This is a genomic window from Planococcus sp. TJ-307 (genome assembly GCF_058268435.1).
The window spans coordinates 854307-868965 of the sequence record NZ_JBZDOJ010000002.1 but is presented as its reverse complement, the minus strand read 5'-3'; the positions used below and the strand labels follow the sequence as shown (position 1 = coordinate 868965).

The 14659-nt window shown below is 45.0% G+C and carries 14 protein-coding genes and 1 tRNA gene; all 15 read left to right on the top strand.

Features of this window, described 5'->3' with window-relative positions:
- The first annotated feature begins 16 nt into the window (after window positions 1-16).
- On the top strand, window positions 17-787 hold the full coding sequence (sdhB, locus tag AC4EHK_RS10690) for a succinate dehydrogenase iron-sulfur subunit (RefSeq protein WP_490978768.1): 771 nt from the start codon (window positions 17-19) through the stop codon (window positions 785-787).
- 148 nt (window positions 788-935) lie between these two features.
- Complete coding sequence (locus AC4EHK_RS10685; protein WP_490978767.1) at window positions 936-1403, top strand: acyl-CoA thioesterase; 468 nt, start codon at window positions 936-938, stop codon at window positions 1401-1403.
- Window positions 1404-1477: 74 nt separating this feature from the next.
- Complete coding sequence (locus AC4EHK_RS10680; protein WP_490978766.1) at window positions 1478-1930, top strand: MarR family winged helix-turn-helix transcriptional regulator; 453 nt, start codon at window positions 1478-1480, stop codon at window positions 1928-1930.
- 16 nt (window positions 1931-1946) lie between these two features.
- On the top strand, window positions 1947-2750 hold the full coding sequence (gene racE, locus AC4EHK_RS10675) for a glutamate racemase (RefSeq protein ID WP_490978959.1): 804 nt from the start codon (window positions 1947-1949) through the stop codon (window positions 2748-2750).
- A gap of 77 nt (window positions 2751-2827) precedes the next feature.
- The gene (gene rph, locus AC4EHK_RS10670) at window positions 2828-3577 is read left to right on the top strand and encodes a ribonuclease PH (protein ID WP_490978765.1); all 750 of its coding nucleotides are present in this window, start codon (window positions 2828-2830) and stop codon (window positions 3575-3577) included.
- Window positions 3574-4179, top strand: a complete 606-nt coding sequence (locus tag AC4EHK_RS10665) for an XTP/dITP diphosphatase (RefSeq protein ID WP_490978764.1) — start codon at window positions 3574-3576, stop codon at window positions 4177-4179. The genes rph and AC4EHK_RS10665 overlap by 4 nt, the downstream gene beginning before the upstream one ends.
- A gap of 143 nt (window positions 4180-4322) precedes the next feature.
- Window positions 4323-4396: transfer RNA gene (locus AC4EHK_RS10660), tRNA-Arg, on the top strand.
- Window positions 4397-4533: 137 nt separating this feature from the next.
- Window positions 4534-4833 carry a TIGR04104 family putative zinc finger protein gene (locus AC4EHK_RS10655; protein ID WP_490978763.1) on the top strand — a complete coding sequence of 100 codons (300 nt, stop codon included), beginning with the start codon at window positions 4534-4536 and terminating at the stop codon, window positions 4831-4833.
- Window positions 4834-4921: 88 nt separating this feature from the next.
- Window positions 4922-5899 (top strand): tetratricopeptide repeat protein, encoded by a 978-nt coding sequence (locus tag AC4EHK_RS10650; protein ID WP_490978762.1) that lies wholly within the window; start codon window positions 4922-4924, stop codon window positions 5897-5899.
- A 102-nt stretch (window positions 5900-6001) separates the two neighbouring features.
- Entirely contained in the window at window positions 6002-7288 is a 1287-nt protein-coding gene (tig, locus tag AC4EHK_RS10645; protein WP_490978761.1) for a trigger factor, read from the top strand.
- A 176-nt stretch (window positions 7289-7464) separates the two neighbouring features.
- Window positions 7465-8736, top strand: coding sequence for an ATP-dependent protease ATP-binding subunit ClpX (gene clpX / locus AC4EHK_RS10640; protein WP_490978760.1), 1272 nt, complete (start codon window positions 7465-7467; stop codon window positions 8734-8736).
- A 149-nt stretch (window positions 8737-8885) separates the two neighbouring features.
- Window positions 8886-11213 carry an endopeptidase La gene (gene lon / locus AC4EHK_RS10635; protein ID WP_490978759.1) on the top strand — a complete coding sequence of 776 codons (2328 nt, stop codon included), beginning with the start codon at window positions 8886-8888 and terminating at the stop codon, window positions 11211-11213.
- Window positions 11210-11794: a ribosome biogenesis GTP-binding protein YihA/YsxC gene (gene yihA / locus AC4EHK_RS10630; protein WP_490978758.1), complete on the top strand. Its 585-nt coding sequence runs from the start codon at window positions 11210-11212 to the stop codon at window positions 11792-11794. The genes lon and yihA overlap by 4 nt, the downstream gene beginning before the upstream one ends.
- Before the next feature lie 563 nt (window positions 11795-12357).
- Window positions 12358-13731 (top strand): glutamyl-tRNA reductase, encoded by a 1374-nt coding sequence (gene hemA, locus AC4EHK_RS10625; protein ID WP_490978757.1) that lies wholly within the window; start codon window positions 12358-12360, stop codon window positions 13729-13731.
- An 84-nt stretch (window positions 13732-13815) separates the two neighbouring features.
- Window positions 13816-14646 (top strand): cytochrome c biogenesis protein CcsA, encoded by an 831-nt coding sequence (ccsA, locus tag AC4EHK_RS10620; protein ID WP_490978756.1) that lies wholly within the window; start codon window positions 13816-13818, stop codon window positions 14644-14646.
- The last annotated feature ends 13 nt before the right edge of the window (window positions 14647-14659 follow it).

Below are 14659 nucleotides of genomic sequence, written 5' to 3'. Positions count from 1 at the left end.
AGGGAGCTAATTTACCATGGGTGAAGCAGCAAAAACGGTTATATTTGAAATCGAACGCAGAAACTCTACGGATGAAGATTCGTATTGGGAAAAGTTCGAATTGCCATATGTGATGAACATGAATGTCATTTCGGCATTGATGGAAATTCGTCGTAACCCTGTCAATATTGAAGGGAAAAAAACCACTCCTGTAACGTGGGACATGAACTGTCTGGAAGAGGTTTGTGGAGCATGTTCGATGATCATCAACGGCAAAGCGCGTCAATCGTGTACTGCTTTGGTGGATCAATTGGAACAGCCGATCCGTCTTCAGCCGATGAAGACATTCCCTGTTGTCCGTGACCTTGTCATTGACCGCAGCCGGATGTTCGATTCGTTGAAGAAAGTTAAAGCTTGGGTGCCAATCGATGGCACGCATGACCTTGGGGATGGACCGCGTATGCCTGAGCGCAAGCGCCAGTGGGCTTACGAGCTATCTAAATGTATGACGTGCGGCGTATGCCTTGAAGCATGCCCGAATGTTAACGATAAATCCGATTTCATCGGAGCTGCCCCACTTTCACAAGTTCGTTTGATGAACGCTCATCCAACGGGTGCCATGAACCGCGATGCTCGTTTGAACGCGATCATGGGTGAAGGCGGACTAGCAAGCTGCGGGAACTCACAAAACTGTGTTGAAGCTTGTCCAAAAGGAATTCCTTTGACAACGTCGATCGCAGCGTTGAACCGCGACACGACTGTTCAAATGTTCCGCAACTTCTTCGGAAGCGACAGAATGGTTGACTAGTATCTACACAAAACCCCGCTGCGGCGGGGTTTTTTATTTTGGCCAAGTATAAAAATGCCTGCTTATAGACAAAAATTTTGATATACTAAGAAAATGAAATAGATAACTTGAGTTTTCCATACCCAGTCAATAACTTAGGAGGCTACCTATGAAAGCAAATTACATTGAGGATTTTGAAGAGTGGAAACAGGATTTTTTCTTTTCGGCTCCGGTTCAAGTTCGTTTTTCCGAAACGGATATGTTTGGCCATGTGAACAATACTGTGCCGATAACTTACTTTGAATTTGCCCGGATCGAATTTTTAAAAGAGCTGGGATTAATGCAGCGCTGGTTGGAAGCTGGCAACGAGCTGTTTCCGGTCGTAGCCGATATGCAAGTGGATTTTGTCCAACAAGTTTTTTTCGATGAAAAACTAGCTGTTCAAGTCAAAATTGCGCGCATCGGCACATCCTCTGTTGATATTCATTACTGGACGGTCAATGAAAAAGGGGAAACCTGCTTTACCGGCAGAGGGGCGATGGTCCAAATTTCAAAGAAGACTGGAAAAGGGCATCCTTGGACAGAGCGGGACATTGAGCTGCTCGGATCAAACCAATTGGCAACTGCAAAAAATTAAGGGTTTTCTTGCTATATCAATAAAAAACCTTCACTATAGGAATAAGATAGGCTTTCAAGGAGTGATATCCAGTAATGAATGATGACAAACAAGGCATCAGCCATGATTTAGAACGAATCGCCTTTATGGAAAAGGAATTGCGCTATATTTCCGGGATCATTAAGCAAAAAGGCCGGGAAATTTTAAATTCCTATACGATTACGCCGCCTCAATTCATTGCGCTGCAATGGCTGTTTGAGCACGGAGACATGACCATCGGCGATTTGTCGAACAAAATGTTTTTGGCGTTCAGCACCACAACCGATTTGGTTGATCGCATGGAGAAAAATGAGCTGGTCGTACGCATCCGTGAAGAACAGGATCGGCGAGTTGTGCGAATTAAATTATTAAAAGAAGGCGAACGTGTTATTGAAGAAGTGATCCAAAAGCGCCAGGAATACTTAGAAACGGTATTAGCAGATTTTACCTTAGACGAGGCAGAACAATTTGCTGCTTTGCTTGAGAAATTGCACAAAAACATGAAATAGGATAGAGGCGATGACGTTGAATGCGCCAATCGGAGTAATTGATTCAGGAGTCGGTGGACTTACCGTCGCAAAAGAAATAATGAAACTATTGCCGAACGAGCAAATTTACTATATCGGTGATAATGCCAGATGCCCTTATGGCCCGCGCCCGCTTTCAGAAGTTCGGACCTACACATGGCAAATGGCCAATGCATTGATGAAAAAAAATATTAAAATGCTGGTCATCGCCTGCAATACCGCAACCGCCGCCGCACTGTACTCGCTGCAAAAAAACCTGCCAATCCCTGTGATTGGCGTTATTTTCCCAGGAGCGCGTGCTGCAATTAAATCTTCAACAACGAAAAAGATCGCTGTTTTAGGTACGTTAGGAACGGTAGAAAGCGGAGCATACGAAAAAGCAATCCTGTCACTGGTGTCATCGGCCAATGTGGTGCAGCTGGCATGCCCTCGATTTGTCCCTTTAGTAGAAAGTGATGAGTACGAAGGAGAGTTTGCCCATCGCATTGTTCAGGATACCTTGGCATCAATTGCTTACGAAGAGTTCGATACCGCAATTTTAGGCTGCACACATTATCCTCTGCTCCAAGACTTTATTGAAGAAGTGCTTGGGGATACGGTACATGTGCTGTCATCGGCAGAAGAAACGGCAAAAGATGTCGAGCGTTACTTAAGCTATAAAAAACAGTTTGCTAACTGGAAACAGCCACCGGTGCATCACTTCTATACAACGGGGTCTACGCAAATATTCGGCTCAATTATCCACAAGTGGCTCGGAATCAATGAGCCCATTATCCACTCGATACGTTTCCATAAAACCTGACGGCTGCCAGCCATCAGGTTTTTGTCGTTATCTGCGAAATATGGTAAGCTATTTGAGCATATACGAGGAGGATTTTTATGACACGCATAGATAATAGACAAACGAATGAACTGCGTCCGGTAACAGTGGACGTTGATTACTTGATTCATCCAGAAGGCTCGGTATTGATTACTGTGGGACAAACCAAAGTCATCTGCACCGCGACCATTGAAGACAAAGTTCCGGGATTCTTGCGCGGCCAGGGCAAAGGCTGGATTACGGCAGAATATTCCATGCTTCCGCGTGCTACCAACAGCCGAAACCGCCGCGAAGCGTCAGCCGGCAAAATCGGCGGGCGCACAATGGAAATCCAACGTCTGATTGGCCGTGCTTTGCGTGCTGTGGTGGACCTTGAGAAGCTTGGAGAACGTACGCTTTGGATCGATTGCGACGTTATTCAGGCAGATGGCGGCACTCGTACGGCATCGATCACAGGTGCCTTTATCGCCATGACAATGGCAATCGGCAAATTGGATCTTCCGGCATTTCCAGTAACAGATTTCCTGGCAGCAACAAGTGTTGGGGTTACCGCAGAAAACGGTTCGATTCTTGACTTGAACTACGTGGAAGATTCAAGTGCGGAAGTGGACATGAATCTCGTTATGACAGGCGCTGGCCATTTTGTCGAGCTGCAGGGAACGGGAGAAGAATCAACGTTCACTCGAGTTCAGCTTAACGAATTACTGGACCTTGGAGAAGCAGGCATCAGCCAATTAATCTCCATGCAGCGCGACGCACTGGGCGAACTGGCGGAACGCATTGGCGAAAAGGCGCCCGCAGAATTATGAGAAAGATTGTAATCGCGACTCAAAACAAAGGCAAAGCCAAAGATTTCGAAACCATGCTGTCTCCGCTTGGCTACCAAGTGTTGACTCTGCGTGATGTGGCACAGGACATGGACGTGGAAGAAACAGGTGTGACGTTTGAAGAGAACGCCATCCTGAAAGCCGAAGCAGTTTCACAAGCACTCGGCATCCCAGTTATCTCAGATGATAGCGGATTGGAAATTGATGCTTTGAACGGCGAACCCGGCGTCTACTCAGCACGCTATGCGGGGGGCGCTAAGAGCGATCAGGCGAATATCGACAAAGTGCTTGAGAAATTAGCCGGTGTACCGGAAAACGAACGCACAGCCCGTTTTAGATGCGTCTTGGCTGTCGCTGCTCCAGGGCAGCAGACCGAAACCTTCTCAGGCTCATGTGAAGGCATCATTTTGTCAGAACAGCGGGGCGATAATGGTTTCGGCTACGATCCAGTGTTCTTTGTGCCTGGTTTGGACAAAGCAATGGCTGAATTGCAGCCGCATGAAAAAGCCGAAATCTCTCACCGGGGCAACGCCTTGCGCAAGCTCAATGAGAATATGCCAACGTGGCTGAACGAAGAAAAATAAACGCCATTAATTAATTCTAATGTTTTTTTAAAATAGCATTGACTTTTCTTCAAATCATTTCTATAATTAAAATTGTCTTTCGTAAGAAAAGCGAAGTTGCCCGCAACAGCAGGTGCCACCGTCTGGACTCTAAGAAAGCTTTGGTCTCAGTAGCTCAGCTGGATAGAGCAACGCCCTTCTAAGGCGTCGGTCGGGGGTTCGAATCCCTCCTGGGACATTATAGGAATGTACATAATTTGCAAAGAAACCTCCTCTTCGTTCCTTGAACGGCAGGGAGGTTTCTTTGTGTTAATCACTAAACCCTGAAACCATTCCTCCCGCAGCACGTACTATATAACTAAGGAGGCGTTTTTTTTGCCGACATGCAAAACGTGTGGAGCCGAATGGACCTGGAAAGAATCAATCAAGGCATCTTGGAAGTTCAGTGGAGCGATGAACTGCCCGCATTGCCATAGTCATCAGTACGCAACCCCCAGATCACGGAAGCGTATGACGCTCATCAACTGGCTGGTATTATTGCCGTTGCCGTTTGCCGCAATCTTTGATTTATCTTTGGTTTATTCGATTAGCATGATACTAATGCTCTTTGCTGTAGCCTTGTCCCTAATACCTAAGATGATGGAGCTGAGCAACGACCAGAAACCTTTGTGGTAAATGCCGGTCATGCACTTCGCGATAAGGTTTTTATTTTTTGGCAAAAGGGAATATACTATGATTACGAGACACAAAATGAGGTGGTAGGATGCGGAAGAAATACCGGGAGTTAAAGCGTATGGGGAATGTGATCGTCTTTCCGACGACCGTGAACCGTCTGCTCTCCGAAGGCATGACTTTTTTAAAAGAAGAAAAGTACGAAGATGCCCGGGACAACCTGTACCAAGTACTGACATATGAACCTGAACATGCAGCCGCTTTAGGAGGCTATACCTATTGCCTTTACGAGCTCGGTGAATTTGAAGAGGCTCTGGAAGTGTGCAGAGAGTTGTTGAAGATTGGCCCGATTCATTACTTGGAGACGATGGAGTTATACATAAGCATTTTAATGCAAGTTCGTGAATTTGAAGAAGCGGAAAAAATGATTGAACTGTTGATAGAAGAAAAAGTTTTGCCGGAAGAGCGGCTTGAGCAGTTTCAACAATTGCGTGACCTCAACGAACGAATTGCCGCCAACGCTTCGGAGAAAGTAGATGCCTCGCTTTATGCCATCGATGTGTTTTTGGCGTTACATCCTTCAGAGCAAGAGCAGCTGATTTTGGATTTGCCGACAACTTCGTATCAAGCGCTCAAAAAAAAGTTGCTGGCGATTATCGAACATCCAGAAGCTGATCTACTAACAAAAACATACATACTGTTTATGCTCTATCAAGAAAAAATTGAAGCAGAAGTGTCTCTGCAAAAGTTTCACTACAAGGGTACATTCACCATCAATAACCTCCCAGATCCTATAAACAACAGCCGGATACGGAAGGTTACAGCCATAATGGAAGAAGAACTGGCAAAAGACCCAACCCGCCTGGAGCTGGTGAAAGAACTGTTTGAACGCCATATCTATCTATTGTATCCGTTCGCATGGGACGAGTACGAAGAAGTGGAAGTCGCGCAGGCCTACATGGATTACACAGAAGGCTTGTTCAGCGGAATGACGTCATTTGATGAAGATGAAAAGCTGCTGGAGCTGATTCAGCAGGCAGAACTGTGGTTTGAAATGCGGAATGGGTAGAAATAGTTGAACCTGACACTATCTGTGCTATAATATTGAAGTTGTCAAAATTCGTATAAAACGTAAAATGACTTTTTAGAAAATGTTTGGAGGGCTTATATAATGTCAGCAAAATGGGAAAAACAAGAAGGTAACACAGGAATTCTTACAATTGAAGTTCCTGCAGAAGAAGTAAACGCCGGTCTTGATAAAGCGTTTAAGAAAGTTGTTAAAGAAATCAACGTACCAGGATTCCGTAAAGGGAAAATGCCGCGTCAAATGTTCGAAAAACGTTTTGGTGTAGAATCACTTTACCAGGATGCTTTGGACTTTATCTTGCCAGACGCTTACGCGAATGCAGTTGAAGAAGCAGGAATCAACCCGGTTGACCGTCCTGAAATCGACATCGAAACAATCGAAAAAAACCAGCCGCTTGTGTTTACAGCGAAAGTGATTGTAAAGCCTGAAGTTGAGCTTGGCGAATACAAAGGCCTTGAAGCTGCAAAACCAGATACAGAAGTATCTGATGAAGACATCGAAAACCAGTTGAAAGAAAACCAAGAGCGTTTGGCTGAGTTGACTGTTAAAGAAGACGAAGCAATCGTTGAAGGCGATACAGCTGTTATCGATTTCGAAGGATTTGTAGATGGAGAAGCGTTTGAAGGCGGACAAGGAAATGATTATTCCCTTGAAATCGGTTCAAACTCGTTCATTCCAGGATTCGAAGAGCAATTGGTAGGCGTAAAATCTGGAGAAGAAAAAGACGTTGAAGTCACTTTCCCAGAAGAATACCACGCTGCTGAACTTGCAGGCAAAGCTGCAACATTCAAAGTGAAAGTAAGCGAAGTGAAAGGCAAAGAACTTCCAGAACTAAACGACGAGTTGGCGAAAGAAATCGACCCTGAAGTTGAAAGCTTGGATGCTCTTCGCACAAAAATGAAAGACAGCCTGATTGCTGAAAAGAAATCTGCTGCTGATGCAACACTGCGTGACGAGTTAGTTCAAAAAGCTGCTGAAAACGCAACAATCGACATTCCTCATGCCATGATCCATACAGAAATGGACCGTATGATGAGCGATTTCGAACAACGTTTGACTCAGCAAGGCATGAACCTTGAATTGTACTTCCAATTCTCTGGCCAGGACGAAGCTGCACTTCGCGAGCAAATGCACGGCGATGCTGAAACACGCGTACGCGTTTCATTGACGCTTGAAGCAATTGCTGAAGCTGAAAACATGCAAGTGACTTCAGAAGACATCGACAAAGAGCTTGAAAAAATGGCTGGTCAATTCAACATGGACATTGAACAGATCAAAACAGCTCTAGGTGGAACTGAAATGCTTGAAAACGATATCCGTATGCAGAACACAGTTGAGTTCCTAGTGGACAACGCTAAAATTTCTGAATAACACACATAAGCAACATATAAGTAATAGGCGAAACAAGGTGCGGAGACGCACCTTGTTTTCCACTACATAGAACACTGCTTGTACATGTCCACTGCTGAACAATTAGCAGTGAATCTAATTAGTTGCTAGAATTACGATAATCTTGTAAGATAATGGCTTGAATAGGGGTGAATACATTGTTCAAATTCAATGACGAAAAAGAGCATTTAAAATGCTCATTCTGTGGCAAACCACAAGAGCAGGTTCGTAAACTGGTTGCAGGACCAGGTGTTTATATTTGTGACGAATGTATTGAGCTTTGTACGGAAATCGTAGAAGAAGAGCTTGGTACGGATGAAGAAGTAGAATTTAAAGAAGTGCCTAAGCCAAAAGAAATTCTGGACATCCTGAACGGCTATGTTATCGGTCAGGAAAAAGCGAAGAAATCTCTGGCTGTCGCGGTATACAATCACTATAAACGCGTCAACTCCAACAGCAAAATTGACGATGTAGAGTTGTCGAAATCCAATATTGTTTTGATCGGACCAACAGGAAGCGGGAAAACATTGCTCGCACAAACTTTGGCTCGCATTCTGAATGTGCCGTTTGCGATTGCAGATGCTACATCTTTAACGGAAGCCGGTTATGTCGGTGAAGACGTTGAAAACATCTTGTTGAAGCTGATCCAGGCTGCTGATTACGATGTAGAACGCGCTGAAAAAGGCATTATCTATATTGATGAGATTGATAAAGTCGCCCGCAAATCCGAAAACCCATCGATTACACGCGATGTTTCCGGTGAAGGCGTACAGCAGGCCCTTCTGAAAATTTTAGAAGGCACAACTGCCAGCGTACCACCTCAGGGCGGACGCAAGCATCCTCATCAGGAATTTATCCAAATCGATACGACGAACGTATTGTTTATCGTAGGTGGTGCTTTTGACGGCGTCGACCAAATCATCAAACGCCGTCTCGGCAATAAAATCATCGGTTTTGGTGCAGATCCAAACAAAGAAGAGTTGGATGAGAAATCATTGCTTAGCCAATTGATTCCTGAAGATCTTTTGAAGTTTGGCTTGATTCCTGAGTTCATCGGCCGTTTGCCTGTATTGGCAAGCCTTGAGCAATTGGATGAAAAAGCCTTGGTTGAAATTTTAACCGAGCCGAAAAATGCTTTGATCAAGCAATACCAGAAAATGATGGAGCTTGATGGCGTTAAGTTAACATTCGAGCCTGGTGCCCTTGTTGAAATTGCGAAATTGGCAATTGAACGCAAAACCGGTGCCCGTGGACTTCGTTCAATTATCGAGAACATTATGCTCGAAGTTATGTTCGACTTGCCTTCACGTGAAGACATTGTCGAATGTGTGATCACAAAAGAAACCGTTGCCGATAGCGTACAGCCTAAACTAATGTTAGAAGACGGCTCAGTTTACGTTAAAGACAATAACGAAAAAACATCCGCATAATGAGTGGAACTTCACCCTGCGGAAACATCTCGCAGAGTGATGGATGAACCAATCAAAAAGGATGATACGGGCTGACTCTGATCGTGCGCATCCGCACGGTCTGAGTCAGTCCGTTTTTGTTGAAAATATTCCCGGAGGTGACTTTTCAAATGGCTAAGAAAAAAGTAACGAAAAGCGTACCATTATTGCCGTTGCGCGGATTGCTGGTATTCCCGACGATGGTGCTTCATATAGATGTCGGCCGTGAACGATCTGTGGCTGCGCTGGAACAAGCATTGCTGGAAGACAATATCGTCTTTTTGGCGACCCAAAAAGATATGAGCACCGAGCAGCCTGAGAAAGATGATCTTCACAAAATCGGTACCTTAGCATACGTCAAACAAATGCTGAAATTGCCAAATGGCACAATTCGTGTACTTGTTGAAGGTTTGGAACGCGGGCAAATGAAAAACTACGAAGAAGCGGACAACTACACGGTTGTGGAAGTGACATCTTTCCCGGATGAAACGGAAAGAGATGCCGAACAGGATGCATTGATGCGCTTGTTGCTGGAGCATTTTGAGAACTATGCCAAGAGCTCGAAAAAAGTCACAACTGAAACGTACAATACGGTAGCGGATATAGAAGAACCGGGCCGATTGGCGGATATGGTGGCTTCCCATCTTTCGATGAAAGTCGCTGCTAAGCAGGAAGTGCTGGAAACCTTTGATATCAGCAAGCGTTTAGAGTTGCTCATTACGCGTCTGCACAGCGAACAAGAAGTGGTGGATTTAGAAAAACGCATCAACCTTCGCGTCAAAAAAGCGATGGAGCAAACGCAAAAAGAGTTTTATTTGCGCGAGCAGATGAAAGCGATCCAAACCGAACTTGGCGACAAAGACGGCAAATCGGCTGAAGTGGTCGACTTGAAAAAACGGATTGAAGAAGCGAAAATGCCTGAATCCACTGAGAAAGTGGCGCTAAAAGAACTTGACCGCTATGAAAAACTGCCTTCTGCTGCTGCAGAAAGCGGCATCATCCGCAACTACATCGAGTGGCTCGTGACGATACCTTGGTCAGAAGCAACAGAAGACCGTCTGGACATCAAGTACGCTGAAGAAGTATTGGACCGCGACCACGATGGATTGGAAAGCGTCAAAGAACGCGTATTGGAATATTTGGCTGTGCAACAAATGACCAATTCTTTGCGCGGACCTATTTTATGCCTGGTTGGGCCTCCAGGTGTCGGTAAAACGTCTTTGGCAAAATCCATTGCTGAATCACTGGACCGTAATTTTGTCCGCGTCTCACTTGGCGGCGTTCGTGATGAATCGGAAATTCGCGGCCATCGCCGGACCTATGTCGGCGCAATGCCTGGTCGGATCATTCAAGGAATGAAAAAAGCGGCTACGGTGAACCCAGTGTTCCTATTGGATGAAATCGATAAGATGTCGAATGATTTCCGTGGCGATCCGTCTTCTGCCATGCTGGAAGTGTTGGACCCGGAACAGAACAATTCATTCAGTGACCATTACATTGAAGAAACTTACGACTTGTCAAACGTCCTTTTCATTGCCACAGCGAACGATTTGGGATCGATTCCTGGACCGCTTCGCGACCGTATGGAAGTGATTTCGATTGCTGGGTATACGGAAGTGGAAAAACAAATGATTGCCAAAAATCACTTGGCACCTAAGCAGTTAAAAGAGCACGGATTAACGGATGAGCAGCTGAAGTTTGAAGACGAAGCCTTGCTGAACATTGTCCGCTACTACACACGTGAAGCCGGAGTCCGTGGCTTGGAGCGTCAAATTGCTTCCATTTGCCGCAAAGTGACCAAGCAGATCATTTCAAAAGAAAAAGAACAAGTAACGGTTAACCCTGCAGAAGTTGAAGAGTACCTCGGCAAACGCAAATTCCGTTACGGCATGGCCGAAACCGAAAACCAAATTGGTGTCGCGACTGGTCTTGCTTACACAACCGTTGGGGGAGATACACTTCAAATCGAAGTGTCCTTGTCTGCTGGCAAAGGCAAATTGCAGTTAACGGGGAAACTCGGAGACGTCATGAAAGAATCTGCACAGACGGCGTTGTCGTTTGTCCGTGCCCGTGCCGAATCTCTTGGAATCGATCCAAATTTCCACGAGTCACACGATATCCACATCCACGTTCCAGAAGGCGCCGTTCCAAAAGACGGCCCTTCAGCGGGGATTACCATTGCTACGGCATTGGTATCCGCTTTGACCAAACGTCCGATTCGGCGTGAAGTGGGCATGACAGGTGAGATTACGCTTCGTGGACGCGTCTTGCCAATCGGCGGAATTAAAGAGAAAACCTTGAGTGCACACCGCGCAGGACTGAAGACCATCATCCTGCCGCTGGATAACGAACGTGACTTGGAAGATATTCCGGAAACAATTCGTGAAGAAATGACCTTTAAACTGGTCTCTCAAGCAGACGAGGCGTTGGAAATTGCCTTGGAAGGAGAAAATGAATGAAAGTAAATAACGTAGAGCTTGTAATTAGTGCCGTTCGTCCGGATCAATATCCGGAAGACGGCCTGCCGGAATTCGCTTTAGCCGGACGGTCAAACGTCGGCAAATCGTCTTTTATCAACAAAATGATCGGCCGCAAAAGCATGGCCCGCATTTCATCCAAACCCGGCAAAACACAGACCTTGAACTTCTATAAAATCGAAGAAAAGCTGTTTTATGTCGATGTTCCTGGATACGGCTATGCCAAAGTATCAAAAAGTGAACGCGAAGCATGGGGCAAGATGATTGAACGCTATATCACGGATCGTGAACCGTTGCGCGCAGTTATCCAAATTGTTGATTTGCGCCACCCGCCAAGCAAAGACGATGTCGCGATGTATGATTTCATGAAGCATTTTGAAATTCCATGCATCATCATTGCCACTAAGGCGGATAAGATTCCAAAAGGCAAATGGGACAAGCACAAGAAAATTGTCCGCACCACGTTGGATATGGACAAATCCGATCCATTGATCGTCTTCTCATCTGAAACTGGATTGGGCAAAGACGAAGCATGGCAAGAAATTGAAAGCAGAATGGAATAAACTAAAGCGCAGCCTTCGGGTTGCGCTTTTTTGTATCCAAAAGAAATGTCTGTTGTCCATTCCGAAGGATTTGCCAAGAGAGGCAAAAGGCAAGGAGTTCGAAACGGTTGGTGGGCGCTCCGGCTCTTTTGGGAAGACAACGAAAAAATTAGGCTTGCTTTGATTCCAATCCATCTCTTAGTGCTAGCGCGTCCAGGGGAGAGGCGAAGCGAGGAGACCGGCGCCCTTTGCCTGGCTTCTTGCGGGGGCCCAGCCCAGAGCGACCGAAGCGAAGGATAAAAATTAACTTCTTTGGTTCAACCTATAATGCTCCATTAACTCGATATCACAAAAGCATCTATCTAGAGCAACTTCACAATCTATTTAACCGTTTAGTTAACAGGCAATTCCGACTAAGAGCGTTATACTTGTAGACACGAAACTCCTTTGCTAGTATTAGTTTATAATAATTATAATTAAGCGCTATATTCATGTCTTGTTCACAATTTCAAAGGCATATGAAAGCTGATAAGTGGTATACTAATATTATATGAAATATTGAACGTGAAAGGTGTTTTGTACCCATGCATACCTTAGTAGTTGGGGTGAATTATCGCTCTGCACCCGTGGAGATCCGTGAAAAGCTGTCATTTATTGAAAATGAGCTGCCACAGGCGATGCAGGCGTTAAAAGAACAAAAAAGCATATTGGAAAACGTAATCGTGTCTACTTGCAACCGGACAGAAATTTATGCAGTCGTAGATCAGCTTCACACAGGAAAGTATTATGTGAAGCAGTTCTTGGCTGATTATTTTGGCCTGCCGCAAGAAGCGATTTCACAGTACTTATTTGTCTATGAGCAAGATCAGGCAATCGAGCATTTATTCCGTGTAACGGCTGGCATCGATTCGATGGTTTTGGGCGAGACGCAAATTTTGGGACAAGTAAAAAGCAGCTTTCTTGCAGGCCAGGAACATGGGACAACAGGAACCGTGTTTAATCAACTGTTCAAGCAAGCTGTTACCTTGGCAAAAAGAGCGCATTCTGAAACAGCGATAGGCGAAAATGCGGTATCGGTATCGTATGCAGCTGTTGAACTCGGCAAAAAGATCTTTGGCACGCTAAAAAACAAAAGCGTGGTCATTTTAGGTGCCGGAAAAATGGGCGAATTGGCCATTAAAAACCTTCAAGGCAGCGGGGCGGACCGTATCACGGTCATCAACCGGACATTCGAAAAAGCTGAATTGCTGGCAGATAAATTCGGCGGCAAAGCCAAACCGTTAAACCAGTTGCAATGCGCATTACTGGAAGCGGATATTCTGATTTCATCTACAGGTTCAGCTGACTTTGTCATTGACCTTGAATTGATGCAGTATGTGGAGAAACTTCGCAAAGGCAAGCCGTTGTTCATGGTGGATATTGCGGTACCGCGTGATATGGATCCACGTATTGGCGACTTGCAAAACGTGTTCTTATATGACATTGACGATATGCAAGGAATTGTGGAAGCGAACTTGGCAGAGCGTGAACGTGCAGCTGGCCAAATCATGACCATGATCGACCAGGAAGCGATCCAGTTTAACGATTGGCTAACGACTCTGGGTGTAGTTCCTGTCATATCGGCGCTTCGCCAAAAAGCACTTGGCATACAGGCTGAGACGATGGCGAGCATTGAAAACAAAATGCCGGATTTAACTGACCGTGAGAAGAAAATCTTGAACAAACACACAAAATCAATCATCAATCAATTGTTGAAAGATCCAATTTTGCAGGCGAAAGAAATGGGCGGTGCGCCTAAATCCCGCGAGCAGTTGGAGTTGTTCATGCAAATCTTCGGAATTGAAGATGAAGTGGAACAGGAAATTGAGAAGCAATCAACAGCATTACAGCAGAAAACGGATAAAGCCGTTCTTCAAACCCAGCAAGCAACAACTAAAGCTCCCGGATATTCATTTTAAGCTTTCTTAAAGAGGCGTTTTCGAATCTATATGTTAAAATGTAGAGACGGAACGCCTTTAACTATGGAAACGAAGGGGAATGGGATGGCTGATATAACAATGGCAAGGCTGCACGAAGCTATGGTTATTCTATATGCTGTCAGCCTTGTTTTTTATTTTATAGATTACTTATATAAAGAGAAAAAAGCCAGTCGAATTGCCATGTCGCTGCTTGGCATTGTGTGGGTATTGCAAACAATATTTCTAGGCTTGTACATTTTTGAAACGCAGCGGTTCCCGATATTGACCTTGTTTGAAGGCATTTATTTTTATGCCTGGCTGCTGGTGACCTTATCGCTGGTCCTGCGTATTTTTTACAGGTTTGATTTTGCCGTATTTTTTATTAACATCATCGGATTTATCTTTATGACGATCCATACATTTGCGCCGGTCCAAATCGAACGGTCTCCTGTTGGGGAAGCATTGGTGTCGGAACTATTGTTTATCCACATCAGCTTTGCCATCCTGTCGTATGTGGCATTCTCCTTGTCATTCGTTTTTTCGGTGCTTCACATGATTCTTTACAGAATGCTGAAGCAGAAAAAGTGGACCAAGCAATGGAGCAGTTTGCCATCGCTTGGCCAAACCCAGCAATTTATGACGATTTCAATTCTGGTCGGCATTTCGCTGCTGTTTGTGTCGCTTGTACTCGGTTTGCAATGGGCGTATATCTCCCTCGCTGAATTTTCATTGCTCGACATGAAGATTATTGGGTCGTTTATCCTGCTGGTCGTTTACAGCTTTATCCTATGGTGGCATCGCAAAGGCTCATTAAACGGCATGAATTATGCACTGGCCCATGCGTATGCGTTTTTATTGCTGCTGATTAATTTCTTTTTGGGCAGCCGGTTATCTGAATTTCATTTTTGGTATTAAAGAAAGGTAGGAT